The organism is Belnapia sp., from assembly GCF_059504005.1.
The window spans coordinates 1-23942 of record NZ_JCACHU010000142.1 but is presented as its reverse complement, the minus strand read 5'-3'; the positions used below and the strand labels follow the sequence as shown (position 1 = coordinate 23942).

Below are 23942 nucleotides of genomic sequence, written 5' to 3'. Positions count from 1 at the left end.
TTTTCTGGATCCATGCATCATGACGAGGTCGTCACAGCATGTGCAAACTCAAGATAAGGGGCGATATGGAAATGCGCCGCACCGGGAGCATGATTCTCGCCCCCGTGTCACAGGCGCATAGGCATCCGCTCTCTGCAGTGACGTCCCGTCGAAGTGTCCGATGCATAAGTCTTTTGAGATTGTGGCAAGCCTCGCATCGCTTGCGACAAGCGGCACTTACCGCAAGTCAGCCAGCCGCATCGAGCCTTGCCGCTGAATGCTCAGCGACTGGCGGTTAGGAAGAACCACCACGGGGGGGATACCCTAATTCAGAGAGCCGGAAGGGGCAGATCACCGGGAAGGTACGGTGCAGTCTCCCGTTACACAGTTCGGAGCGGCTGTCGCCGCATGGGCTGCGGGCCAGCTTCGTGACCGAGGTCTATATGGCCGGCGCCCGCGATGAGCAGGTGATGAGGTCACCCGCTACCGCGACCTCAAGACCATGCGCGACTATGTCCGCCGGGCCAAGCTGGTCACCGAGAGCGCCAGCAAGCTGCTCGACTTGTAACCGGGGTCTGGGGACAGGGTGAGGGCGATCGAGCCCGGGGTAAGGGACCGGGCCAAAGATGGTGGGCCTACTCAATGTTGGGCTAAGGTATAAGCATGCTTGCGAACTGCCTGCACGGCCTCGATGCTCTCGGCCCCGCCGGACTAGCAGCCCTCATGGGCGGACTCTTCCTAACGGGCTTGGCAGGTGGCCTTACACACTGCGCGGGCATGTGCGCTCCTTTCGTGTTGGCCCAGTCGGCCGCATGTGCCGAGGCCACTGCTGGTGGCGACGCGCTGCGGCGACTGGCTGGGGCGGCCCTGCTGCCCTACCAAGCCGGTCGGGTCATCGGCTACAGCCTGCTCGGCGCGGCCGCGGGCGGCGCGGCAGGGGTGCTGAGCCTGGCTGGCGGCCTGCGCTGGGTGCTCGCGGCACTGCTGCTGCTCGCCGCCCTGCTCATGCTGGGGCAGGCGTCCTCGCGGCTGGCCAGGATGCTGCCTCGGTTGTCCATGCCGACGCTGCGCCTGCCGGGCTTCGCGCAGCGGCGGATCGGTGGCCTCGTGGCCGCCCCGACAGGCGCGCGGGGTATTCTGCTGGGTCTCCTGCTTTCCGCGCTGCCCTGCGGCCTGCTCTACAGCGCGCTCGCCGCCGCGGCCGCCTCCGGGAGCGCGTTGGCTGGGGCGCTCTCCATGCTGGCTTTCGTCCTCGGGACTGTACCAGGCCTCACGGGGGTCGCCCTTCTTGGACGACTGTTCGGGCGCCGCCGTGGCCCTTGGTTGCGGATGGCCAGTGCGGCGCTCTTCTCCATCAACGGCTTCGTGCTTCTGGGGATGGCGGCATGGATGGTGACCTAGCGCGCTGGGTCGTTCCGGACTGGCTGGGCGACGAGCGGAGCCGCTGATGTACGCGCTGCTCTGGCTCTTACCCATTACGCTCCTCGCCGCCGGGACCGCGCTCGGCGTGTTCCTCTGGTGCGTGCGCTCCGGCCAGTTCGAGGATCTCGACGGGGCTGCTTGGCGCATCCTCCACGACGACCTGCCCCGGAAGGAATCAGGGCACCAGACGGATCACCGCGAGGGCTGAGCGGCCATCCTCATCACGGGCGGCCAGCGTGACCTGCCAAGCCCCTGCGTCCGGCAGAACCAGCCTGGCCTGCCAGGTGCCGCCGCCAGCTTCGGAGAAGGACAGCGATTGGTCGGCGCCAGCATGGGTCGTACGTTCCAGGCGGCCCTCAGCGGCGGCGGCGGGCACCAGTGCACCCCTGGCGTCGCGCAGTCGGAGGGTCATCAAGTAGGTTCCATCATTCTGCCTCTCGGCCAAGGCATCGACCCGCAGTTCCGCCGCGGGCGCGAGCCTGGCCATGCCGATACGTCGGGGAGCGTCGGCGACGAGCCCTGGGTCGGTGCTGGTGGCGAGAACCGCCATGACCGCGTCGGCCGCCATGAGCGCCAGCAGCGGGGACACAGCCAACAGGGGGATCCAGCGTCGCTCCATGGTGGCCTACTCGCCCAGGCTGCGGAGGTGCAACACCAGCTTGCGGATCATGTCATCGGACAGACGGCCGCCGAAGGCGGGCATGACGCCCCCACGGCCGTGCCAGAGGGTCTCGTAAATCTCCTTGCTGCCGCCGCCGTAGAGCCAGACGCCGTCAGTGAGGTTCGGTGCGCCCATCTCCTGGTTCCCGCGCGCGTCCTCGCCGTGGCAGGAAGCACAACTCTCGGCGAAGACGGGTTTGGCTCTGCCTGCGGCCACGGCGTCGTGTTTTTGACCGGAGAGCGAGCGGACGTGCTCGACGAGGTCGAGGATCTGCGGCCGATCAAGCAGTTTCTGCGCTCCAAAAGCGGGCATCTGGCTGGTTCTGGTTTCCTCGGAGCCGGACCAGCGGATGCCGACATGCAGGGTGCGCTCGATCGCCTCGGGGGTGCCGCCCCAGAGCCAATCCCCGTCGGTCAGGTTAGGAAAGCCCTCGTTGCCGCGGCCGTTGATCCCATGGCACGGCGCACAGTTCTCGCCGAACAGCCCCCGGCCTGCAGCGGCGCCGTAGGCGCGCAGGTTCGGGTCGGCGTTGATTTCGTCCCAGCTTGCAACAGCGAAGCGCTTGGCGATGGCAGGTGCGCCCGCCTCAGCCTGCTGGACGGATCGGGACAACTCGCCGCGGGAACTCCATTCCAGGAACCCGCGAGTTGCGCCGCCGAACCAGGGCCAGGCCGGGTAGGCGAACCAGAGCCAGATCGCGCCCAGGAAGGTCAGGAGGTAGATGTAGGTCCAGATTTTCGGCGGGCTGCTGTCGAGTTCACGGATGCCATCGAATTCCGGCAAGGCGTTGCGGAGCGGGGAATGCGGATCCCGCTCCGGCGCGGTGTTGCCTGAGGCCGCGGGCCGGGGAGGAACCTGCTGCCCAAGATTTCCTTCGTCGGGCGGGGGGGTCATCGTCCGTCCTTCCCATCGTCGCTGAAGGGTATGCTCGCCGCCTGGCGTGCCTCCTCGCGGGCTCCGGGCCGGAACATGGAGATCAGCAGCCCGACGAAGACCGCGACGAAGAGCAGGAGGACCCCGATCTGCACCAGTTGGGGGAAGCCCAGCCCGCTCACCGCAGCATCTCCTGGCTGGGCCGACGCCAGTCGAACTCAGCCAGCGTGCCGAGCATCTGAAGGTAGGCGACGAGTGCGTCCATCTCGGTCACGCCCGGCTGGCCGTCGAAGTTCCTCGCCTGCGCCTTGGCGTAACGTGCCGAGAAGCCGCTGGTGTCGGCTTCCGGATCCGCCTGGGCCACGAGATCGGCGCGGGCGTTGGCCAACTGCTCGTCGGTATAGGGCACGCCGACATTGCTGTGGGCGCGCATCAGCCTTCCTATCCGGTCCGCCGGGAGCGGCGTCGTGGCCAGGAAGGAGTAGGACGGCATGATAGAGGCGGGCACGACGTCGCGCGGATTGATCAGGTGGCGGACGTGCCAGGCATCGGAGTACTTGTTGCCAATGCGCGCAAGGTCGGGCCCGGTGCGCTTGGAGCCCCACTGGAAGGGGTGATCGTACATGCTCTCTGCGGCCAGCGAGTAAGGGCCGTAGCGCTCCACCTCGTCGCGGAAGGGACGGATCTGCTGGCTGTGGCAGACGTAGCAGCCCTCGCGGACGTAGACGCCGCGGCCCGCGAGCTCGAGCGGCGTGTAGGGCCGCATGCCCGCCACCCTTTCGACCGTGCCCTCAAGGGCAAAGAGGGGCGCGATCTCGACGAGTCCGCCGACCGAGAGCACGCCGAGGATGGCGAGCGCGAAGCGGATGGCGCGACGCTCGAAGCGCCCGTGGAGCCGGGCGAAGGCCGGGGAGTTGTTGTCGGTGGCCATCTCAGGTCACTCCGCCGGGGCCGCCACCGCGGCGGGGGCAGGAGCCTCCTCGCGTACGGTGCGCCAGACATTCCAAGCCATGACCGCAGCACCCGCAAGATAGAGCAGCCCGCCAAGGAAGCGCATGGCGTAGTAGGGCTTCGCCGCGATCACCGTGTCGAGGAAGGAGTATTTGAGGAAGCCGAGGGAGGTGTAGGCGCGCCACATAAGCCCCTGCATGACGCCAGCGCCCCACATGGCCGTCACGTAGAGCATGATCCCGGCCAGCCCGAGCCAGAAGTGCCACTCGATGGCGGCTCGAGAGTGCATGGCTGGCTTCCCCCAAATCTTCGGCACCAGGTAGTAGATGGCGCCGAAGACGATGAAGCCGTTCCAGCCGAGCGCGCCGGAATGAACATGGCTGATCGTCCACTCGGTGTAGTGGGAGAGGCCATTGACCGTGCGCACGCCCATGAAGGGACCCTCGAAGGTGGCGACGGCGTAGAAGACGACGGCCACGATCATGAAGCGGAGCACCGGGTCCGTGCGCAGCCGATCCCAGCGGCCAGAGGCCGTCATGAAGCCGTTCAGCGCCGAGGCCCAGGACGGCATCCAGAGCATGATGGTGAAAGCCATGCCGAGCGTCTGCACCCAGTCCGGCAGGCTCGTGTAGTGCAGGTGGTGCGGTCCGGCCCACATGTACATGAAGACCAGTGACCAGAAGGATATGATGGAGAGGCGGTAGGACCAGATCGGCGCCTCGGCCCGCTTCGGCAGGTAGTAATACATGACGCCAAGGAATCCCGCGGTGAGGAAGAAGCCCACCGCGTTGTGCCCGTACCACCACTGCGTCATCGCGTCCTGAACGCCGCCGAAGAGCGAAACGCTGTTGCTCTCGTTCCAGGCCAGCGGCACCGCAAGGTTGTTGACCACGTGCAGGACCGTCACAGCGACAATGAACGCCAGGTAGTACCAGTTCGCCACGTAGATGTGGGCCTCACGTCGTCTCAGTAGCGTGCCGACGAAGAGACCGAGATAGGTCAGCCACACGACCGCCAGCCAGAGGTCCGTCAGCCACTCAGGCTCGGCGTATTCGCGGCTCTGCGTCACGCCCATGACGTAACCAAGCGCGGCGAGCACGATGAAGAACTGGTAGCCCCAAAAGACGAACTCGGCGGCGAAGCGACCGGGCAGGCGCGCGCGGCATGTGCGCTGGACGCAGTAGAGGCTTGTACCGATGACGGCGTTGCCGCCGAAGGCGAACACTACGCCGCTGGTGTGCACCGGCCTCAGCCTGCCGAAACTGAACCAGGGCTCGATGTTCAACTGCGGCCAGACCATCTGCGCAGCAATGAGGACGCCCATCCCCATGCCGACCAGGGCCCAGAAGACTGAAGCTAGAATGAATAACCGGACGACGTGGTCGTCATAATCGGGCGGCGCTTCTCGATCAGGGAACGTTCTGACCTGCGTGCCTGTCGCGCTCATCTGGCCCCCCTTGTGTCACAACGCTGTGATGCCACTTCGAGTTACAAACGGTCTCAATTCTCCTACAACCGTTCTTGCGCACTCGGCAACATGGATGCAGTGCTTTGTATCCGCACCGAGGAGGAACAATGGCCAAGGACACAGCTTCGGCTCGCTCGACAGCCGCTGGCGACTACGGCTTTTCACTCTTCGCCTGGGGGGCCTTGGTGGTTGCGCTGGTCCTTGGCGGACTGGTGCTCGCGGCGCGCGCCGCCGACGATTACATGTCCATCAGCGGCCTGTTGTTTGCTCTGTTCGGCGCCTTCTGGGCCAGCCGCATTATCACGCGGCTCCTGCCGTGACCGGGCCGGTTCCCGCTCCCGGGCGATTCGAGGACGAGCCCGTCGGTGCCTCCGTCGATCCCGTTAGCGCATCAGGCGAACTCGTCGCGGCGGGCATCCCCGTCAGGCGGGCACCGCCCGAGGCGATCGCGCGGTGGGTTGGAGCGGGCTGGCAGGACTTCCGGCGCGCCCCCGTGCCCGGCCTTTGCGTCGGTTTGGCCTGCGTCGCAATCGGCTGGTTCGTGGTGCTGGCGATGTGGCGGATCGAGAGCGCCGTCTTCGTGCTGCCGCTCATCACCGGCTTCATGCTGGCCGCGCCGCTCCTCGCGGTACCCCTCTACGAGGTTAGTCGCCGCCATGCGCGGGGTGAGCCCGCCGGTGCGGGAGCGCTGTTGACCGGCTTCAACCGCAACCGCTGGGGCATCGGCTTCATGGGGGCGCTGCTGATGCTGTTCCTCTATGGCTGGCTCCGCGTCGCCACCATGATCTGGTTCCTTTTCTTCGGCTTGGAGTCGCCGCCGCTCGACGCTTTCCTGGGGACGGCGCTGTCCGACTTCGGCTTCATGCTCGCCTCCTTCGGCATCGGGGGCATCCTCTCAGCGCTGGTCTTCGCCGTCAGTGCCGTCAGCCTGCCGATGCTGGTGGACCGGCCTGTGGATGCGATGACTGCGGCTATGACCAGCCTGCGCGCCTGCCTCAGCAGCCCTGCCACCATGGCGCTCTGGGCCTTCCTCATCGCCATTGCGACGCTGATCGGCATCGGTGCGGGCTTCTTCGGCTTGCTACTTGCTGTTCCGGTGATCGGACACGCGACGTGGCACGCCTACGCGGAACTGGTCGGTGCCACCGCCGAGCCAGGTTCGCACCAGGGGTGACCCAGAGCCTGCCAGCCGAGGCAAGGCCATGAGCCTGGCCGCGGCTGCGACACCTGGTCAAGCGGCGCTTTGGCACGCAGCGGCGGACAGCTCTGCGCCTTGCGCCCATTGCGGCGCACCCTCCATCGGTGGCACGCCGTTCTGCTGCACGGGGTGCGAGGGCGCGCACGCCCTGGTGTCGGGCCTGGGGCTCGACGCCTTCTATTGTCGCCGGGAGATCGCCGACGGCTCTCTCCGCCCCGCAGTTGCCGCCCCGTCCGAGGACTTCGCGGCCCACGCCCAGGTGCTGGGGGATGGCGAGTGCTGCCTCGAACTGATGGTCGCCGGCCTCACCTGCGGCGCTTGCGTCTGGCTCATCGAGCAGAGCCTCGCGGCCGAACCAGACGTGCTGGCGGCCCGCCTCTCCCTCTCGACCCGGCGCCTAGCCGTGACATGGAGGGGAGAATCCGGGCGTGCGAACGACTACGCCTCCCTGCTGGCCCAGCTGGGCTTCCGCGCCGTCCCTTGGTCGGGTGCCTGCCTTCGGGAGGCCGACGACGCCGAGGGCAGGGAGCTCGTTCGCTCCCTCGGCATCGCCACCTTCGGCGCCATCAATGTGATGCTGCTCTCGGTCTGCGTCTGGGCCGGGTGGGACATGGGCGAGGCGACCCGGGGCACCCTCCACTGGCTGGCCGCGCTGGTCGGGGTCCCCGTCATCCTCACCGCGGGCATCCCGATCTACCGCAGCGCACTCGGCAGCCTCAGGGCCGGGCGGCTCAACATGGACGTGGCCGTCTCCGTCGCCGTCTTGGCGACCACGGCCATGTCGCTGGTCGAGGCGGCCCTTAACGGCCCCTTCACTTGGTTCGACAGCGCGACCGCCCTCCTGGCCCTGCTGCTGGCGGGCCGGCTCCTGGATCGTGCCGCCCGGCGGCGGGCCCGCCAAGCGGTGTCGGAGCTCCTGGCGCTCCAAGAGGGCGACGTCTCCCGCCTGGGGCCTGACGGCGTGGTGGAAAGGGTTTCCGTCGGTGCGGCCTCGGCGGGCGACCGCCTTCTGGTCGCCATGGGCGAGCGGCTGCGGCTGGATGCCGTCCTGGAGTCTGGCGAGGCGCTGCTCGACATCAGCATCACCACCGGTGAGAGCCTGCCGCGCCAAGCCTCCGCAGGTGACGCTGTCGCGGCCGGAGCCGTCAATCTCGGGGCCGCCGCTGTCTTCCGGGTCACGCGCGCCGCGAGCGAGGGCTCGCTGGCCGCGGCCGCCCGGCTGCTGGAACAGGGCGAGCAGGCACGCGGGCGCTTCGTTCGGATCGCCGACCGTGCCGTGCGCCTCTACGTCCCCTCCGTGCACGGCCTCGCCGCGCTGACCTTCCTCGGCTGGTGGCTATGGATAGGGGTGGGCTGGCAGTCCGCCCTAGTCACAGCGGTCACTGTTCTCATTATCACCTGCCCATGCGGTCTAGCGCTGGCCGTGCCCACGGTGCAGTCGGTCGCAGTCGGTGCCCTCTTCCACCGGGGCGTGCTGGTCTCGAACGGTAGCGCACTCGAGCGCCTTGCCTCAGCCGACTACGCTGTGCTGGACAAAACCGGCACGCTGACAGCCGGGCGCCCTAGCCTGGTGCCGGGGGATTGGGCCGAGGAGCAGCTGCGGGCCGCCGCGGGCCTCGCGCGCGCCAGTCGCCACCCGTTGGCCCAGGCCCTGGCCGCCGCCTGCCCTGACGCACCAGCACGCCCGAGCGTCTGTGAGATGCCTGGTCAGGGACTGGAGGCCGAGGGCGACCTGCTCGGCAGCGCCGCCTTTGTCGGTGTTCCCGCGCAGGGGGGCGCGACGGCGCTTTGCTTCAGGCAGGCGGGGCGGCAGCCCGTCATCTTCCGCTTTCACGACCAAATGCGCTCGGATGCACCCGAGGCCGTGCAGAGGTTGCGCGCGCTCGGACTTGCAGTGGAGGTGCTGTCCGGTGATGCGCCCGGCGTGGTCTCGGAGGTCGCGCGGCAGGCGGGAATTGCGCACTCGACCGCAGCGGCCACGCCCGAGGACAAGGCCGTCCGCCTGGGGGCCCTGAAAGCCGCAGGCCGCCGTCCCATGATGGTTGGGGACGGCATCAACGACGCCGCGGCGCTGGCGACCGCCCATGTGTCGGTCTGCCTTGGCGAAGGAGCAGACATCGCCCAGCGGGCCGCCGATCTTATCGTCAATCCTGGGCGGCTGGATGCGCTGCCGGTGGCGATCGCGGCAGCGCGTCGGGCGCAGCGCCTGATGCGGCAGAACATTGCCTTTTCACTGGGCTACAACGCCGTCGCCGTGCCAATGGCCGTGACCGGCCATGTCATTCCCCTCTTCGCCGCGCTAGTCATGGCGTCGTCGTCGCTGGCCGTCACGCTTAATGCTTTGCGAGCCAAAAATATCTGGCAGCCGAGCACTCGTTGATGCGTGCGTATCAGGCGGGTGGTTAGGCGCGGATTGCAACTCTGTTGCATGGGTCGGCGGATTAGGCACATTGAGCTCCACTCGATTCCAGGTCATGCGGTCCGGACGTACTCCGGGCGTCCGAGGTCCAGCATTCGGTTCAGCATGTTCCCCGCGATCGCCACTTCGGTCGCTTGGCGCCCGTCTGTCTGAAAGCGCAGCCCTTCGCCGACGACCCGCTTCCAGCGCGAGATGTCAGACTCCACCAAGGCGCGCCAGCCGTAACCCGACGCCCGCTGCCAGCCCATCCTGCCGCGCTGGGCAATACATCGCAGATGCGCATCGCGCCGCGTCGGTGCAGTCTCCGCGGCTGCACTCGGCACTGCGTTGGCGCGCGGCGGCACGATGACGGCCGCCTCGGGATGCCGTGCCCCGACCTGGGCATAGACATCGTCGCGGTCGTAGGCGCCGTCGCCGGTCAAGGCTGCCACCGGCCCATCCACCTTGTCGAGCAAGGGACCGACCTGGGAGCCATCGTCGGCATCCCGGTCGGTCAGCACTGAGGCGACGATTTCGCCGGTATCGGCGTCGGTGGCGAGGTGGAGCACCCGCCAAGCCCGGCGCCGCTTGGTGCCGTGCTTCTCCTCCAGCCAGCCGCCGGGCCCGCACAGCCGCAGCCCGGTGCTGTCCACCAACAGGTGCACTGGCTCGCCGCCGCAACGCGGCCGCGCCACTTCCAGCGCCTCGGCCCGGCGGCTCAGGGTCGAATGGTCCGGCACCGCGAGATCGAGGCCGAGCAACTGCAAGATGGAGCCGATCAGGCCCTCAGTTTGGCGCAACGCTAGGCGGAACACGGCCCGCAGCGTCAAGGCGGTTGCGATCGCCAGGGCCGATTACTTCGGCTGGCCGCCCCGACCGCTGCGCGCTTCGGCGCGCCAGCCCTCGACCGCCGCCTCGGAGAACCACACGGTCAGACTGCCGCGGGCGCGCAGGCCGGCATCATACGCCGCCCAGTTCGTCACCTTGTGGCGCTGCTTGGGGATGTGGTGCCGGCGATCGGCGTTCGTCTTGAATGGCAAGTGGGGCCCTTCAGGTTGGAGGGGACGGGCCCCAGCTTCACCCTACCCGAAGCCATCCAGGCCGGCGACCGATGCAACAAAGTGGCGTGACATGCGACTTGCCCCGACCGCGGCTGCGCGCCCGTGGCATCCGCAGCGCCCGTCCCGTTCGCAGGCAAGCGGTTAGTTCCCGCCGCAGCGCGCCGCGTCCTTGCACGTACAGCGCTTGGTAGATCGCCTCGTGGCTGATGCGCATCGTCTCGTCACCAGGAAAGTCTAGCCGCAACCGCTTGGCAATCTGCTCAGGGCTCCAGGCCTTGCCCCAGCGACGGTGCTGCCGCCCATGGCGCCGGCTTTTCCAAGAAACAACAGGCCCGCGAGCCGAGGTTCCGCCAGGGCCAGCAATCTCCCCAGCCAACCGGTCCTGCACATACTTCCGCAAGACCGTGTTCACCGCCAGCTTCGCCGGCTTGGGCCGACGCGCCGCTCGCTCAGCATGCCACTGGGCCGTTGTGGCCCGGTACTCCAGATTGCCGCTGCGCGTCGCCGCATTGCGCCGCAACTCACGCGAGATGGTCGACGCGTCCCGGCCCAATCGTCGGGCTGTCTCCCGCACCCCGCAGCCCTGTGCCCGCAGCAACGCGATCTCCTCGCGCTCCGCAAACAGCAGGTACCGCTCCGATTTTAGCTTCGACGATGGCGCAAGTATCTTCGGTGGCATGCCGCCCGCCTCCCGGAACCAGCGGTAGCCTACCGGAGGCGATACGCCGGCGCTGCTCGCTGCCTCCTCGCTCGACACACCCGCTGCAATGGCCGCCCAGAACCGTCGTCGGCTTTCGCGCTGGGCCACCCCCGGGCGGCCAGGTGACCGCTTCAACACAGGACGGAGTGCCCGATCCGACCGTCGTCGCCCACTCACCGCAACCTCCTCAATCATGGTGTTGCGACGACCACTTGAATCCACCCACGTCATGGCAGGCGACCTAGCGACCGGAGCAGAGCTTCGTTGATTCCTGTGAGGAGTTCGGCGCCACGTCAGTGGTCTTCCTCCTGAGGCCGAGCCGGGGCGCCCCCTCACTGAAGTTGCTGATATTGCAACGTCCGGCCCGTCGTCCCATCGGCTTCCGCGTCTGCGGCTGCCTGCCGTCTGGCGGTCCGGCGGAAGTTCTGGCACGGGGAGAGGAGGATGCGCAGCGACCTCGGACAGTCCCCCGTTTCACCCAGCACTGGCACTTGGCCGTCGGGCCCCTCCAGCATTGTTTGGCTCAAGGAGGCGGCCGTGGTGCGGTCGTGCCCCAATTGCGGCAGCGCCGGCACAAAGCGTGGGATTCTGCGCGTCGCCCTGCCCGCCGCCTCGGGGTTGGTGACGACGCTGCTGGACTGCGATGGTTGCGGCTGCCGCTTCTTCGACCCGCTGACCCCCGCCGACTACGCCGCCGAGAGCCCGGCCGCAGGAGCGTCCCTTGCATTCTACCTGCAGCAAGGCGCCAATCCTGGCGGCGCCGCGATCCATCTTGGCACGCTCGACCTGCCAGCGGGTGCCCGCTACCTTGAGGTCGGGTGCGGCTTCGGCTTGACGCTCGACTTTGCCATCCGCGGCCTGGGGTGGACCGGGCGAGGCCTCGACCCCTCGCCCTTCGCAGCGGCGGGGCGCGAGGCGCTCGGCCTGCCCATTGAGGGGCGCTACCTGCGGCTGGAGGACGCCGACGACGACCACGACGTCGTCATGGTCTCCGAGGTCATCGAGCACGTGCCTGACCCGCACGCCTTCGCCCGCATTCTGCGTGCCGCCCTCGCGCCCGGTGGCGTGCTGCTGCTGACCACCCCGGCCGCCGAGGCAGCGGTGCCGCAGACTCCGCCCGGGCTGCTCGTCCCGCTGCTCTCGCCCGGCTACCACCTAGTCCTGCAATCCGCGCGCAGCCTGGAGGCGGTATTGCGGGAGGCGGGCTTCGGAACGGTCGAGGTGCAGAAGGTCGGCGCCTCACTGTTCGCCCGCGCTGCAACCGGTGCGCCGCGTTGGACGGCTGGCACGGAGATAGACCGGTCCCGCTACCGGCGCTACTTGGCCGAGGCAGCGCGCGGAGCGTCGCTTGGCTCCGATCTCTGGCTCGGCTTTGCCGTCCGCGCCTACCGCGAGGCGGTCGTAGCGCAGGATCTGGACATGGCCCAGAGCTTGTACGGCGAACTCGCCGCCGCCTGCACCGACCGCTATGGCTTCCCGCCGGAGGCAGCCGCCTCCCGCAAGCCGCCCCAGCCATCCATTACTCTCGAAGCCCTGGCTGCCGCGGAGCCGCTCTGCCTTGGCGGGCTTCTGCTCCATCGCGCCTGGCACCGGCTACATCTTGGGGCGAATGGGCCGGTCGTGCTGCCGCTGCTCGACGCCGCCGCGGCCGCAAGCGACCGGCTGCGCGCCGCCCTCGCGCAACTCGGCAGTGATGATGGGGATGCAGAGGATGTCGGCTGGACCGCCCGGGGGGAGGCCGCAATCGTCTTGGCCGGCCTAGGCGACCCGTCGCTCGAGACCCGGCTCGCCGCCCTTCCAGCGGCGCCAGGGGAAGTTGGCACGCGACGCCGTGAGGCGGTGCTCCGCCGCTGTCTGGTCGGCCTCGTCAATGGCGGCCACTTGGCCGCCGCCGCCAGCTTGTCCGGGGTGGCGGAGCCGCCGATGGCACGCGCCCGGGCCGGTGCGCTGCTCACGGATGACGAACTCGACGCGCTCTATTGCCGTGCGACGCTGGAGCTGCAGCGGAGGGGGGGCGATCCCGCCGCGGCACTGCCCTTCCTAAGGGCCGGGCGGGCGGCGGTCGAGGCCGGCCTCGCCGCGGGCGCGACGGGCTCGGCACTCGGCCTGTTCTGGCCGTTGCTGGATGCGGAAATTCTGGCCCTGCGGAAGCTCGGTGCGAGGACGGCCTTGCGGGAGCTGGAGCATTCGGTGGCGCGCCTGGCCACGTTGCCCGGCGCACCTCCGCCGCCACCCCACCATGCAGGCAGGGTTGGTAACCCGCGGTGAGACTCCGTCGGATCATCAACGCCGCAGCCTTGCTCGGCCGACTCAGCCAGCAGGCCTGGCTGGCGCCGCATGGCTATGCAGCAGCTGGGCTGGCCTGGGCCGCAGGCAGCCGGGACCAGGTGCTGCTCGACCTGCCTGGTACCCGGCCCGACCTCGGTACGCGTACCGTGATCTTCTGCCACTATGACCCGCTCGGTGAATTCCGCCAACATGTTCGCCTTTATGTCGAGGCGTTCCGGGCCGAGGGCTTCTCCGTCGTTCTGGTGAGCAATTCCGGTCGGCTCGCCGCGGCCGACTTGGCCTGGGCGATCGGGCATGCCGCGCGGGTCTTGATCCGGCGCAATATCGGCTACGACTTCGGTGCCTGGCGGGATGCGCTGCGCCGGATCGGCCCCTTTGGTGCGGGAACCGAATGCCTCCTGCTGGCCAATGACAGCGTGTACGGGCCCTTCAAACCCCTCGGCGCGATGCTGGCGCGCATGGATTTCGCTACCGTCGACGCCTGGAGCCCGACGGAGAGCTGGCAGCATGCCTATCACCTGCAGAGCTACCTCCTCGGCTTCGGCCCGAGGGCGCTCGCCAGCGCCGCCTTCGCCGCCTTCTGGGACGAGGTGCGCGACGTACAGTCCAAATGGTGGGTGGTGCGGCAGTATGAGGTGGGGCTGACGCAGCGCTTGCTCGATGCCGGGCTGCGCTGCGCGGCAGTCTGGCCTTATGACGAGCTGGTCCTCGATGCGCGCCGGCGCCTCGCCACCTTCCCGCCGGAGTTGGACGCCGGCTGCGACCCCTTCGACGCGGTCGCGGCGGCGGAGGCTTTGCGGCTGGTCCAGGCCGCTGCCCGTCGTGTGGCAATGAACCCGACCAGCGATCTCTGGTGCGTCTTGGTCGAAGCGGAGTTCCCTTTCATCAAGCGCGAGCTGCTGCGGCACAATCCAACACGGGTTCCCGGTGTGGCGGCCTGGCAGTCTGTGCTGGCAGCCACGGCGCCGGAGGCGCTCGGTCCGGTTCTGGCCGATCTCCGGCGGAGCCTACGCGGGCGCGCCCCCTGACCGCTTGCCGGCCGGCAGTGGCTCGTCGCCCCGGTGATTGATCCCGGCCGGCCAGGATCCTGTGCTTGCCCTTGTCCTGACCGTCAGGCGAACCGGAGCAGTGCGTCCTGTTCGGTCGGCGTGGAGCGTGGCGCCCTTGTACCCCCGGCCTCGTCGAAATCGGCCCGATGCGTCCGACTCACCCCTGGGTGCCAACCCCGGATCGAGAACTGCTCGCCTGGCTGCCAGTCGGTAATAGCGGCCCAGGTCGTCTCCCCGTTGCACCTGTCGAGCAAGAAGACGTCGAAATCCGCTGTGCCGCTCAGGAAGTTCGAGCTGACAATGATCACCGACAAGCTCCCAAGTTACGAGGCATCCACACGCGAGGTGACTCCCGATGTCGAGCACCGCCGGCACAAACGGCTTAGCAATCGGGCTTTGAATTCACGCCAGCCGATGCGGAGACGACAGCGGCAGATGGAACGATTCAAGTCAGCACGGCGGGCACAGCGCTTCCTTTGCGCCTACGACCGGAGCACCAGCCTGTTCCATTCTTGCCGCGACCACGTCAGCGCCAGTGAATGTCGAGCCGCAAGGGCGCGTGAGTTTGAGGCGTGGGCCGAGATCGGCGGGGTTGCAGTAGAAGCTTGCTATCCGCACCCAAGTTGCCTTCGGCCTACGTTCTCTGGCGGTTCAATGGCGACAGGTTGACGGTGCCGTAGTGCACGCTCACGCAAATCCGGGCACCGACGCCCTATTGGTCGAGACGGGCCGAGTGCGACAGCAGCATCGTCTCGCAGGCCTGGGCGAGGCTCGCCCGATACGTTGCGGTTTCACACTCACTTTCTGGTCACCGATTGCGCCTAGAGAGCGGGAGTCACGTCCTCCGCTCTTCAGGATCTCCTATGCCGGTTCCATCGACCCCGTTTTTTGCTGAATACTCGTTCAATAGCCCGGATCAGGTCATCCTCAATATCGTCAATCCGGACCCGGCGAACTCAGCATCAGGCTACAGCCTCGTCGTCTACCTTTATAATCCGGATACGCATACCGCATCGAATTACACGGCGCCGATCCAGGCGATCCTGCCGCGTGTCAACTATCTCGTCATAGATCCGGAATTCTATGACCTGTTCGATGTTACTTCGTTGTATTATTACAACGATGAGCGGGAGTTTGGCGGGACAGGGACCGCGGCTTCCCTCAACGTCAGGACGGTCGGCCTGGCGATCGTCAAGGGTGGCCAGACCTACGACACCCTTGGGGATCCGGCCGGTACCACGGCGATCCTGTCATCCCCCGGTTTCCTCGTTCGGAACAGTTCCTTCGCGGCTCCGCAGGGCTCGTACCTGCAGACGGATTACAATGTGACCGATCATCCGGGGTGGGCGACGGTCGGCCGCTACTCGAGCCCGCCTCCCAGCACCTGGCTTCCGTCCGATACGACACCGCCGGACGTTTCCTTGCTGGCGCCGCATGGAGCGACCGCTGGGGCCAGTTCCGCGCCGACCTTTGACGTGACCTTCACCGAGGACGTGACGGGCGTCACCGCCAACAGCTTCGTCCTCGACAAGCCGACAGGGGCTGCGGGAAGCATCACCTCGGTCACGCAAACCGATGCCCGGCATTATGTCGTCCGCACCGCGGGCCTGTCGGGCGATGGCGTCTACCATGTGAACCTGGCCTCGAACGGTGGCGGAGTCGCCGACCTCGCGGGGAATGCGAGGATCTCCGGCTATGCCGGCGGCGCCTACACCCTCGATCAGACCGGCCCCGGGGTGGTCCAATTCGTCCCCAACGGTCCAGCCAGGGGGCATGCGACCACGGCCGATTTCAAGATCGACTTCTCGGAGGCTGTCACGGGCGTCGCCGCTGGCGCCTTCCGGCTGGTGCTTCCAACGGGTGGTTCGGGCCGGATCGATTTGGTCACCGCCGTCGACAGCTCGCACTACATCGTCCATGTGGCCGACCTGCAGGGTGACGGCGAGTTCAAGCTTGCGGTCGCCGCGGGCGGTGGCGGCATCACCGACCAGTTCTCGAACCCGATCGCAACGATGCCCACCAGCTCCGCCTACCTTCGCGATGGGACCGCGCCGACTCTCGTCAGTTCCGTAGTGGCGGCCGGGACGACGCCGCAGGCGACTTCGGCCGATTTCTACGTGAAGTTCTCCGAGGCGGTCACCGGCGGGGCAATCAGCAGCTTCACCCTCGTCAGCCCCGATGGGGTCTCGGGCACGATCGATCAGGTGAGCGCCTGGGGTGTCGATGGCTACCGCGTGTCCGTCAGCCATATGACGGCCGAGGGTGCGTACCACCTGGACCTGAAGCCCGGTGGCGGTGGCATCACCGACCTTGCAGGGAATGCGGTGACCGGGAGCCTGGCGGGGACGCCTGTCCTGCTCGATGCCGTCGGACCGCAGGTCACCTCCGTCACGCTCTCGGGGAATCCGGCAGGCAACGCCGACAGCGCGCAGTTTGTCGTCGCTTTCACCGAGGCAGTGGCCGGCGTCACCGCGGCGTCCTTCGAACTGCAGGCACCGACGGGTGGTACTGGCTCGATCACCGGCATTTCCCAGGTCAGCGCGACGCAGTTCCTGGTGACAGCCAGCGGGTTCACGGGGAGTGGCGCTTTCAGCGTTGCCGCCTTGGCCAGCGGCAGCGGCATCGTCGACACGCATGGAAACCCGCTGACCGTCGGGACGCCCACCATCACCAGCTTCATGCGGGATGTGGTGCGGCCGGAGGTCCTCTCGGCCGGTCCCTCGGGGTCCGCAATCGGGCACGATGCCAATGTCGACTTCCTGGTGACCTTCTCCGAGGCGGTCGATGGGGTCGATGCCGGCAGCTTCGTCCTCGTGCGGCCGGCAGGCGGCTCGGGGTCCATCACGTCGGTTACGGCAACGGATGCCAGCCACTACGTTGTCCGTGTGTCCGGGTTGGCGGGCGATGGTGAGTTCCGCCTCGAGGCCAATCCGGTAAGCTCGCCAATCCATGACCTCGCCGGAAACCCGGTGGCTGCGATGCCGGCGAGCATGGCCTATCTTCGGGACGCGACAAGCCCGCATGTGGTGTCGATCGAGCGTGCCGCAGGTGCTGACGAGGTCACCAACGCCTCGAGCCTGACCTTCCGGGTTGTCTTCGACGAGGCTGTCATCGGGCTGAGCGGAGACGACTTCGCGGTCCAGGGCGCAACCGGCGTGATTTCCGTGAAGGCGGCCGCGGCTGTCCCCTACGGCTATGACGTGCAGATCTCGGGCGGTGACGTGGCGACCGTCGATGGCCGCGTTTCCCTGGCGCTGGTGGCGACGGGCGGCGCGAGCGACGCCGCAGGCAATCCTCTGCGGGCCGACATTCCCCAGGACCAGGGGCAGTCGTCCTACCTGCTGGATCACCGGGCGCCGACAACCGCCCTGGTCGACCCAGTCGTGCAGCATGGGTTGGACCGGACCGGCATGTATGGCGAGGGGGACACCCTCCGCCTGACCCTCAGTGAGCCGGTGGCGACGGCGGGGCTCGACCTGGCGGACCTGTCGGTGCCCTCGACCGGGAACCTGGGTATTGGCGCATCCCTCCGCCCCGTCGTGGACGGGGTTGCGATGAGCAATGCCTTCATCCTCACCCTCGGCTCGGGGGCGTCGCTGTCGGTGGGCGACACGTTGACCCTCTCGGGGGCGGCGGTTGTCGACCAGCCTGGCAACCACCCCCAAACGGGCGTGACCTTCGTCCTGCCGGGGGTGCCGCTGGCGGTGACCTCCATCGAGGCGGCGCCTGCCGCAGCCAATGCCGCACAGCAGCTGTTCACCGTGACCTTCACCGCACCAGCCGTGGGTGTCGCGGCGACCGACTTCGCCCTGGTCGGGACCGGCGTCTCCGGCGTCATCGGCACGCCGGTCACCCGGGAAGGCGGGTCCCTCTGGGATGTCCCCGTGACGGGGTTGGCCGGGGATGGCCAGATCCATCTCGAGCTGGTGACCTCCGGGACCGCGATCGCGGACCGGCAGGGCCATCCCCTGGCGGCTGGGTTCACCGCAGGCCAGGTGATCGCGGTCGACACCATTGCGCCTGACACGGGCGCCCTGGTGGCGGCGCCGGCGATCATGGCGAAGTCGGCGACGGCCGTGTTCCAGCTGCCGCCAGAAGAGCCGGGCCTGACCTACCAGTTCAAGCTGGATGGAGCGGCGGCTTGGTTGCCCCTGGCCGTTGTGGACGGGGTCGCTCGGCTGGACGGCCTCGCCGATGGGCCGCACGACATCGCCATCCGGGCGGTCGACACTGCAGGGAATGCCGACCCGACGCCGACTTCCTACAGCTGGAGCGTCGATACGGTTACGCCCACGGTGTCGGTGGTCCGCCTGGATTCTACCGTCGGGGCTGTCGCCAACATCCTGAATGCCGGGGACAAGGCCGTCGTCGCGGTCACCCTCAGCGAGGACGTCACCCTGCCCTCAGGGACCACGGTGGAGCTGCTGCTGTCCAACGGCGTGGTCCTTTCCACGGATGTGCTGGGTACCGACCACCGCACCCTGAGCTTTACCTACGTGGTTGCGCCCGGGGCGGATACCGCCGCCCTCTCGGTCACTGGCTTGCGGCTGCAGGGCGGGGACGTCACCGATGGCGCCGGGAATCCGGTCAGCTTGGCGGGGGCGGCGAAAGCCCTTGGCTTGGGGGTGGATACGGTTCCGCCGGCCATCGCCTTCACCACGGCGAGTGGGCTCATCGGCGACCCCCATCAAATCCTCATGGGAACAGGGGAGGCGGGTCGCCCGGTCACGGTGCGGGATGGCTCGACGATGCTGGGCGCGGCCTTGGTTGCTGCTACGGGCACCTGGCGGCTCGAAGCGATGCTGTCGGGCGACGGGCCTCATATCATCACCGCGTCCGAGACGGACAGGGGCGGCAATGCCGGCCAGGCAGAGCCGATCACCCTCATCCTCGACACCGCAGCCCCAAGCCTCACCGTCAACAAGGGCGTGGCGCTGGTGCAGGGCGGGGAGGCTGTCAGGATCAGAGCCGATCTCCTCGCGGCGAGGGACAGCCGAGCCGATCATGGCCATCTCGTCTTCAAGCTCGCCGCTGCGTCCACCCTTGGCGAGTTCCTCCTGGACGGCCATGCGCTGGCCCAGGGCGACACCTTCCTCCAGTCCGACGTCGATGCGGGCAAGCTCAGCTTTGCTGCGCGCTCGCTCGACCAGGGGCATGAGGATGTCGCCTTCGTGCTGTCCGACGGGGTCAACAGCACTGCGGTGACATTCGCCGTGGATCTGCTGCCGCAGCATCTCCAGGCGGGAGCAACGGGTGGTGCGCTCGTCGGCAGCAACGGGTCCGACCTGATCATCGGCGGACCCGGGGCGGACCGGATCGATGGCGGCCCGGGCATCGACACGATGTCCTATGCCGGTTCCGTGGCGAGCTACCGCTTCGCCTTGGGGAGCGACGGGACGGTGTATGTCGACGGGCCGGAGGGCAAGGATAAGCTCTCGTCCATCGAACTGATCACCTTCGCAGACAAGGCATCGGTGGACCTCAAGGCCCTGCTGGCGTCCGTGGTGCTCCAGCCGCTGTCGGGCTCGGTGCACAACGGGGTGGTCGATCAGGAGATGCTCGACTTGTACACGGGCGACCGAGCAGGCTTGCAGTATCAGGCGGTCGGGCATGAGGACGGCGAGGCGATCGGCGGTGGCGACACCAACGATTTCCTCGACCTCCGTGGCGGAGACGATGCGGCGAATGGTAGTGCAGGAGACGATGTCATCGACAGCGGGACCGGATCCGGATTCCTGCTGGGTGGAGGTGGCCGTGATGAATTCGTCATCACGGCCACCCCGGGCCAGCCCAGCTGGAGCACGATCGGCGATTGGACCGCAGGCGACAAGCTGGTGATCAATGGCTGGGTCGCAGGCGTAAGCCGTGCGGTGTGGGTCGACCAAGCTGGAGCTGCCGGTTGGGAGGGCGCCACCATGCATGCCGATTTGAACAACGATGGCACCTACGACGTCAGCGTGACTTGGACCGGCATGGCCCGCGCTGGGCTGCCGGCCCCAACGGAGCACGGTGGCTCGCTCTGGATTGGCTGAGAGTGGATTGAGCGGGTGCGGCTTTGGCCGTGCTTGCCCAGTTTGGGTGGAATACCTGGACTTCGGTTGGCTTGCGGCCATGCCAACCGAGGACTGTATCAGTGATCCCCCCCGGTTTGGGTGGACGGGGGCTTAGCTTGGGGATTGTCACGTTGGTTGATGGCAAGACGAGTTTGACCGCAAGACGGAGCTTGCGCGACCTCACGCCGCCATCTGGGCACACGTCTCCTGCTGCCAGATCCGGAAGGCCTTGTCGCGCGAACGACGGTATTGATTAGCGGTCATCAGGTGCCGACGTGGGCGGAAGTGGCCGTAGATCATCGCGTGTGCTGAGAGGAACCGCTGGGCCTGTTCTGGTGACTTGAACCGCTGCATCTGTCGTTTTCGATGTCGCGTCGGTCTGTGGGAGTTCTCAGCACGATTGTTCAGGTAGCGGCTAGTCCGATGCCGCACACCGGGCAGGACCTCGCGTTGCGCCACGCCGTAGCTGCGGAGCCCATCCGTAACGATCTCTCGGGGCTTGTACTTGAGGCCCACCAGCAGGCGTTTGAAGAAGCGTTTGGCAGCCGTGGCATTGCGGCGATCTTGGACGAAGATGTCGAGCACGACACCATGCTGGTTCACCCCGCGGATTCTGTCAGCGCTCGCGCCAAACTTGACGACGAGAGGTGATCGCCGGATTCCGGTTACGCCGTTCCGAGAATAACGAGCGCAGTTGTGGCATGACGGAGGTGAAGCAGGCGGCGGCGGTTGGCCGGGAAAGATTGGTTGTGGCGGCTGCTCAAGCGGAGGAAGTTCCGGAGCTCGTCATAGCTTCGACAGAAGCGCTCGGCAGAGCCGCTGCTCTTGAAACCGCGCATACATCGTATGCGGCCCTTCACGCCCCGATGATCTTGTTCCACGATGTTATTGAGGTACTTGCATTGTCGTAGCCGAGCAATGCGCCATAGCTCGTCGTCCGCTTTCATCTCCGCCGTGGCGCATGGGTAAGCTGGGTTCTTGTCCACGGTGATGGTGCGCGGGTTCACAGTGTGCGGCTGCCCCAACGCCTTGCGCAAGAAGCGCTTTGCATCCTCGGCGTCGCGCTTGGCCGAGAGCAGGAAATCAATCGTCTGGCCGCGGCTGTCGGCCGCCCGGTACAGATAGGTCCAACGCCCCTTCACCCGCACGTAGGTCTCATCGACTCTCCATGAGCCGTTGCTCAGGCGCAGGTGCGGCCGAATGCGCTTCTCGATCTCCGGCGCGTAGGTCTGCACCCAACGGAACACCGTGGTATGCGCTACCTCGACGCCGCGATCAGCCAGCATCAGTTCGAGGTCGCGGTAGCTCACCGGGAACATGAGGTACCAGCGGACCGCCCAGAGGATCACCTCGGCGGTGAACTGCCGCCCCTTGAAGGATTGATCCGGTCTCACCGAGGCCACTCGCCGCCGTCTCGCCATGTCCCGGTTTGTAGCTGTCCAGGCCGGCCCCGCAAGGACGCAACAGAACCGAAGGCCGATTGGTCAGCTTGGAAGGGGGGCGGCTTACACCCGAAGCGCAGGCCCACTTGGCTCAGGAGATCTCTGCAAGACTGAACAGCGATGTTGAAGCTCGAGTTGCGACCGCGGTGCGTAGCGAACTTGCACGTATAGAAGTCCGCATTGCCGAACTTGAGGCCAGGTCACGTGGCCGCTCGACTGAGCGACGATGATCGCAGGCTCACTCAGCCCGATGCCCCGATGTGGAGAAGATTGGTCCCTCGGAAAGCGGGGATTCAAAGAGAGGCTTTCTCATGCCGCTTGGACGCCTGAGGCCGACGGTGTTCGGCTTGGCCATTCTCATCATCGCGACCGGCTTGGCATCTGCCGAAGAAAGGGTAGCCCGCTGGCAAAGCACGGAACTGCCGGTTTACGCCTCAGGGCGCACCGCTGTGTCGGGCAACGTTGTTGCGCCTACACCTTATGACTGCAGGCTGGAGAACTGCTTTCCATTTAGAGGGACTCAGCCCACGCCGGACAGTTCGTTCACTGTCTTCACCGCTGTGGAGGTGACGGCGCAATTGGTGCAGCGCGACATCGCTATAGACCTGCTGCGGAATGCAGACGCGCGGCATGACGCGGCGGTGGCAGCCCTCGGAGCGGACGTCATGAAAGCGGTGAATGGGGCAATTGCGCGGATGGAAGGGCAGCCCCTCACACCTATGGCGCGGGAACAGATGTCCACCGAAGTTGCCGCACGACTAGGACCGGTTCTGGAGGAACGAGTCCGCGAAGTTCGAGGGGATGTGGCTCGCCTCGAGGAGCGCTTAGCATTGTTGGAAGCGAGGCTTGGCAGTCGGTAGCCTGCATTGACGCTCGCCGGACCCCCGTGTCATGTGTGGACGGCCCCGTTGGTGCAAGGGCTTTTTGGTGTGGTGGCGCCGCGGTCGGGTGCGGTCATGTGTTCGGCCTCGAAGTGCGGTACGCATGACCGCGGGCCCTGATGGAATCCGCGACCCTGCTCCCAATCACAGCATCGCGTTCGGTGACGCTCTGACACAGACGGGTTTGGCAGGGTTCCGGGATCGACCGGTGTTGTCATCACGCCACTTCGCCCTCACGCCCCCATCGGCCGCGGCAGCTCCGATGGGGAAGCTCTCACCTCTGCCCTACGCGGCAACGGGCACGGCTGCTGCGGTCTTGGGGGCCCGATACGCCTCGCCGCTACGCAGCATGGCCCAGATCACCCTGGTGGTCTTGTTCGCTATGGCGATGGCCGCAACCTTGGCTGGCCGGCGCTCAGGCAGCCTCCCCAGCCAGCTCTCGGCTTCCTGCGCCCTCTTGCTACGGATCACCGCAATGGCGCCGGTGAACAGCAGGCGTCGCAGGTAGGCGTTACCGGCTTTGGAGATGCCGCCTTGCTTGGCCTTGCCGCCACTGCTGTTCTGCTTCGGCGTCAACCCCCATGCCGCCGATAGGTGCCGGGCGGAGGCGAAGTTCGAGGCGTCGCCGATCGTCGCAACGACGGCCGAGGCCGTGATCGGCCCAACGCCGGGGATCTTGGCCAGGCGCCGGCTGGCCTCATTGCCTTTGTGCCACTCCAGAATCAGCACCTCGAGTCTGTCGATCTGCAGCTCTACTGCCTCGAGCTGGGCAGCGAGGCAGTTGAGTGATGCCTTAGCGAGCGGCGGCATCCTGGTGTCATCTGCGCCGACCAGCTCTGCCAGGAGATCGGCGACGCGGCGGATCCCTTTGGTAGCGACGATGCCCAACTCGGCCAGGTGACCCCGGAGCGCGTTCACCACAGCCGTTCTTTGGCCAACCAGCAGCTCGCGCGAGCGGTGCATCATCATGGCCGCCTGCTGTTCGGGCGTCTTGATCGGCACAAAATGCATGTTGGGGCGGGTGACTGCTTCGCAAATCGCCTCGGCGTCAGCGGCGTCGGTTTTGCCGCGCTTGACGTACGGCTTGACGTAAGTGGGCGGTAGCAGCTTCACCTCATGACCAAGGGCGGTGATCTCACGAGCCCAGTAGTGTCCCGTGCCGCACGCCTCGATGCCCACCAGCACCTTGGGCTGCCCCTTGAAAAACGGGAGCACATCTCCGCGGCTGAGCTTGCGGCGCAGTACGACTTGGCCGGCGGCATCGACCCCGTGAACCTGGAAAAAGTTCTTGGCAATGTCGAGGCCGATGGTGGTCGGGACGGCTGTTGCGCTAGTCTTCACGGCGGACGGCTCCTCTCGCTCGGTGTCCTCAACAACCCGAGTTTGGCACATTGATGCCGCTCAGGGGCCGTCCACCCCATCACAGCAGTTGTCGCGTGGATAGGATCGCGCAATGAAGGGCCTCGGGAGGCTGTTGCTGAATCACGGACCGCAATGATGTTGGCAAGCGGGAGCGG

The 23942-nt window shown here is 67.1% G+C and carries 18 protein-coding genes and 2 pseudogenes; 10 read left to right on the top strand and 10 right to left on the bottom strand.

The window, feature by feature from the left end:
- Positions 1-642: 642 nt before the first annotated feature.
- On the top strand, positions 643-1380 hold the full coding sequence (locus AC5JJ1_RS20185; RefSeq protein ID WP_495786907.1) for an urease accessory protein UreH domain-containing protein: 738 nt from the start codon (positions 643-645) through the stop codon (positions 1378-1380).
- Positions 1381-1426: 46 nt separating this feature from the next.
- A complete protein-coding gene (gene ccoS / locus AC5JJ1_RS20180) occupies positions 1427-1609 on the top strand; it encodes a cbb3-type cytochrome oxidase assembly protein CcoS (RefSeq protein WP_495786906.1) in 183 nt (60 codons plus the stop codon).
- Here the strand turns inward: ccoS and AC5JJ1_RS20175 are convergent.
- The 5 genes from AC5JJ1_RS20175 to ccoN are packed head-to-tail and all read right to left on the bottom strand — an operon-like array spanning position 1577 to position 5333.
- Positions 1577-2020 carry a FixH family protein gene (locus AC5JJ1_RS20175; RefSeq protein WP_495786905.1) on the bottom strand — a complete coding sequence of 148 codons (444 nt, stop codon included), beginning with the start codon at positions 2018-2020 and terminating at the stop codon, positions 1577-1579. The two genes, ccoS and AC5JJ1_RS20175, sit on opposite strands and share 33 nt — an antisense overlap.
- Positions 2021-2026: 6 nt before the next feature.
- Positions 2027-2956 carry a cytochrome-c oxidase, cbb3-type subunit III gene (gene ccoP, locus AC5JJ1_RS20170; protein WP_495786904.1) on the bottom strand — a complete coding sequence of 310 codons (930 nt, stop codon included), beginning with the start codon at positions 2954-2956 and terminating at the stop codon, positions 2027-2029.
- Positions 2953-3117, bottom strand: a complete 165-nt coding sequence (locus AC5JJ1_RS20165; protein WP_495786903.1) for a cbb3-type cytochrome c oxidase subunit 3 — start codon at positions 3115-3117, stop codon at positions 2953-2955. Before AC5JJ1_RS20165 ends, ccoP begins: the two co-directional genes overlap by 4 nt.
- Entirely contained in the window at positions 3114-3866 is a 753-nt protein-coding gene (ccoO, locus tag AC5JJ1_RS20160; protein WP_495786902.1) for a cytochrome-c oxidase, cbb3-type subunit II, read from the bottom strand. The genes AC5JJ1_RS20165 and ccoO overlap by 4 nt, the downstream gene beginning before the upstream one ends.
- Positions 3867-3872: 6 nt before the next feature.
- The gene (ccoN, locus tag AC5JJ1_RS20155; RefSeq protein ID WP_495786901.1) at positions 3873-5333 is read right to left on the bottom strand and encodes a cytochrome-c oxidase, cbb3-type subunit I; all 1461 of its coding nucleotides are present in this window, start codon (positions 5331-5333) and stop codon (positions 3873-3875) included.
- Between the two features lie 128 nt (positions 5334-5461).
- On the opposite strand from ccoN, the gene AC5JJ1_RS20150 reads away from it, so the two are divergent.
- The 3 genes from AC5JJ1_RS20150 to AC5JJ1_RS20140 are packed head-to-tail and all read left to right on the top strand — an operon-like array spanning position 5462 to position 8932.
- A complete protein-coding gene (locus tag AC5JJ1_RS20150; protein WP_495786900.1) occupies positions 5462-5674 on the top strand; it encodes a hypothetical protein in 213 nt (70 codons plus the stop codon).
- Positions 5671-6528 carry a DUF2189 domain-containing protein gene (locus tag AC5JJ1_RS20145; protein ID WP_495786899.1) on the top strand — a complete coding sequence of 286 codons (858 nt, stop codon included), beginning with the start codon at positions 5671-5673 and terminating at the stop codon, positions 6526-6528. The genes AC5JJ1_RS20150 and AC5JJ1_RS20145 overlap by 4 nt, the downstream gene beginning before the upstream one ends.
- A 28-nt stretch (positions 6529-6556) precedes the next feature.
- On the top strand, positions 6557-8932 hold the full coding sequence (locus AC5JJ1_RS20140) for a heavy metal translocating P-type ATPase (RefSeq protein WP_495786898.1): 2376 nt from the start codon (positions 6557-6559) through the stop codon (positions 8930-8932).
- Between the two features lie 92 nt (positions 8933-9024).
- Here AC5JJ1_RS20140 and AC5JJ1_RS20135 read toward each other — a convergent pair.
- Positions 9025-9990 (bottom strand): annotated as a pseudogene (locus tag AC5JJ1_RS20135) (IS5 family transposase).
- A 58-nt stretch (positions 9991-10048) separates the two neighbouring features.
- Positions 10049-10888, bottom strand: a pseudogene (locus tag AC5JJ1_RS20130) (transposase); the annotation flags it as partial.
- Positions 10889-11251: 363 nt separating this feature from the next.
- On the opposite strand from AC5JJ1_RS20130, the gene AC5JJ1_RS20125 reads away from it, so the two are divergent.
- The 4 genes from AC5JJ1_RS20125 to AC5JJ1_RS20110 all read left to right on the top strand — a co-directional run bounded on the left by AC5JJ1_RS20125 (position 11252) and on the right by AC5JJ1_RS20110 (position 20081).
- On the top strand, positions 11252-12979 hold the full coding sequence (locus tag AC5JJ1_RS20125; protein WP_495786897.1) for a class I SAM-dependent methyltransferase: 1728 nt from the start codon (positions 11252-11254) through the stop codon (positions 12977-12979).
- Between the two features lie 29 nt (positions 12980-13008).
- Complete coding sequence (locus AC5JJ1_RS20120; RefSeq protein ID WP_495786896.1) at positions 13009-14028, top strand: rhamnan synthesis F family protein; 1020 nt, start codon at positions 13009-13011, stop codon at positions 14026-14028.
- A 321-nt stretch (positions 14029-14349) separates the two neighbouring features.
- Positions 14350-14718 carry a DDE-type integrase/transposase/recombinase gene (locus AC5JJ1_RS20115; protein WP_495786908.1) on the top strand — a complete coding sequence of 123 codons (369 nt, stop codon included), beginning with the start codon at positions 14350-14352 and terminating at the stop codon, positions 14716-14718.
- Positions 14719-14912: 194 nt separating this feature from the next.
- Positions 14913-20081, top strand: coding sequence for an Ig-like domain-containing protein (locus AC5JJ1_RS20110; RefSeq protein ID WP_495786895.1), 5169 nt, complete (start codon positions 14913-14915; stop codon positions 20079-20081).
- A gap of 201 nt (positions 20082-20282) precedes the next feature.
- Here the strand turns inward: AC5JJ1_RS20110 and AC5JJ1_RS20105 are convergent, their stop codons facing one another.
- A complete protein-coding gene (locus tag AC5JJ1_RS20105) occupies positions 20283-20705 on the bottom strand; it encodes an IS6 family transposase (protein WP_495786894.1) in 423 nt (140 codons plus the stop codon).
- Positions 20706-20767: 62 nt separating this feature from the next.
- Entirely contained in the window at positions 20768-21523 is a 756-nt protein-coding gene (locus AC5JJ1_RS20100; protein WP_495786893.1) for an IS6 family transposase, read from the bottom strand.
- A gap of 368 nt (positions 21524-21891) precedes the next feature.
- Between AC5JJ1_RS20100 and AC5JJ1_RS20095 the strand changes: the two genes are divergently transcribed.
- Positions 21892-22404, top strand: a complete 513-nt coding sequence (locus tag AC5JJ1_RS20095) for a hypothetical protein (protein ID WP_495786892.1) — start codon at positions 21892-21894, stop codon at positions 22402-22404.
- A gap of 306 nt (positions 22405-22710) precedes the next feature.
- Here AC5JJ1_RS20095 and AC5JJ1_RS20090 read toward each other — a convergent pair whose 3' ends face one another.
- Entirely contained in the window at positions 22711-23766 is a 1056-nt protein-coding gene (locus AC5JJ1_RS20090) for an IS110 family RNA-guided transposase (RefSeq protein WP_495786891.1), read from the bottom strand.
- Positions 23767-23942 lie beyond the last annotated feature (176 nt).

Bases quoted from the DNA above. Each gene is read 5' to 3' on its own strand.
- AC5JJ1_RS20185 (WP_495786907.1), top strand. From the start codon at position 643: ATGCTTGCGAACTGCCTGCACGGCCTCGATGCTCTCGGCCCCGCCGGA.
- ccoS (WP_495786906.1), top strand. From the start codon at position 1,427: ATGTACGCGCTGCTCTGGCTCTTACCCATTACGCTCCTCGCCGCCGGG.
- AC5JJ1_RS20175 (WP_495786905.1), bottom strand. From the start codon at position 2,020: ATGGAGCGACGCTGGATCCCCCTGTTGGCTGTGTCCCCGCTGCTGGCG.
- ccoP (WP_495786904.1), bottom strand. From the start codon at position 2,956: ATGACCCCCCCGCCCGACGAAGGAAATCTTGGGCAGCAGGTTCCTCCC.
- ccoO (WP_495786902.1), bottom strand. From the start codon at position 3,866: ATGGCCACCGACAACAACTCCCCGGCCTTCGCCCGGCTCCACGGGCGC.
- ccoN (WP_495786901.1), bottom strand. From the start codon at position 5,333: ATGAGCGCGACAGGCACGCAGGTCAGAACGTTCCCTGATCGAGAAGCG.
- AC5JJ1_RS20150 (WP_495786900.1), top strand. From the start codon at position 5,462: ATGGCCAAGGACACAGCTTCGGCTCGCTCGACAGCCGCTGGCGACTAC.
- AC5JJ1_RS20140 (WP_495786898.1), top strand. From the start codon at position 6,557: ATGAGCCTGGCCGCGGCTGCGACACCTGGTCAAGCGGCGCTTTGGCAC.
- AC5JJ1_RS20115 (WP_495786908.1), top strand. From the start codon at position 14,350: ATGATCACCGACAAGCTCCCAAGTTACGAGGCATCCACACGCGAGGTG.
- AC5JJ1_RS20110 (WP_495786895.1), top strand. From the start codon at position 14,913: ATGCCGGTTCCATCGACCCCGTTTTTTGCTGAATACTCGTTCAATAGC.
- AC5JJ1_RS20100 (WP_495786893.1), bottom strand. From the start codon at position 21,523: ATGGCGAGACGGCGGCGAGTGGCCTCGGTGAGACCGGATCAATCCTTC.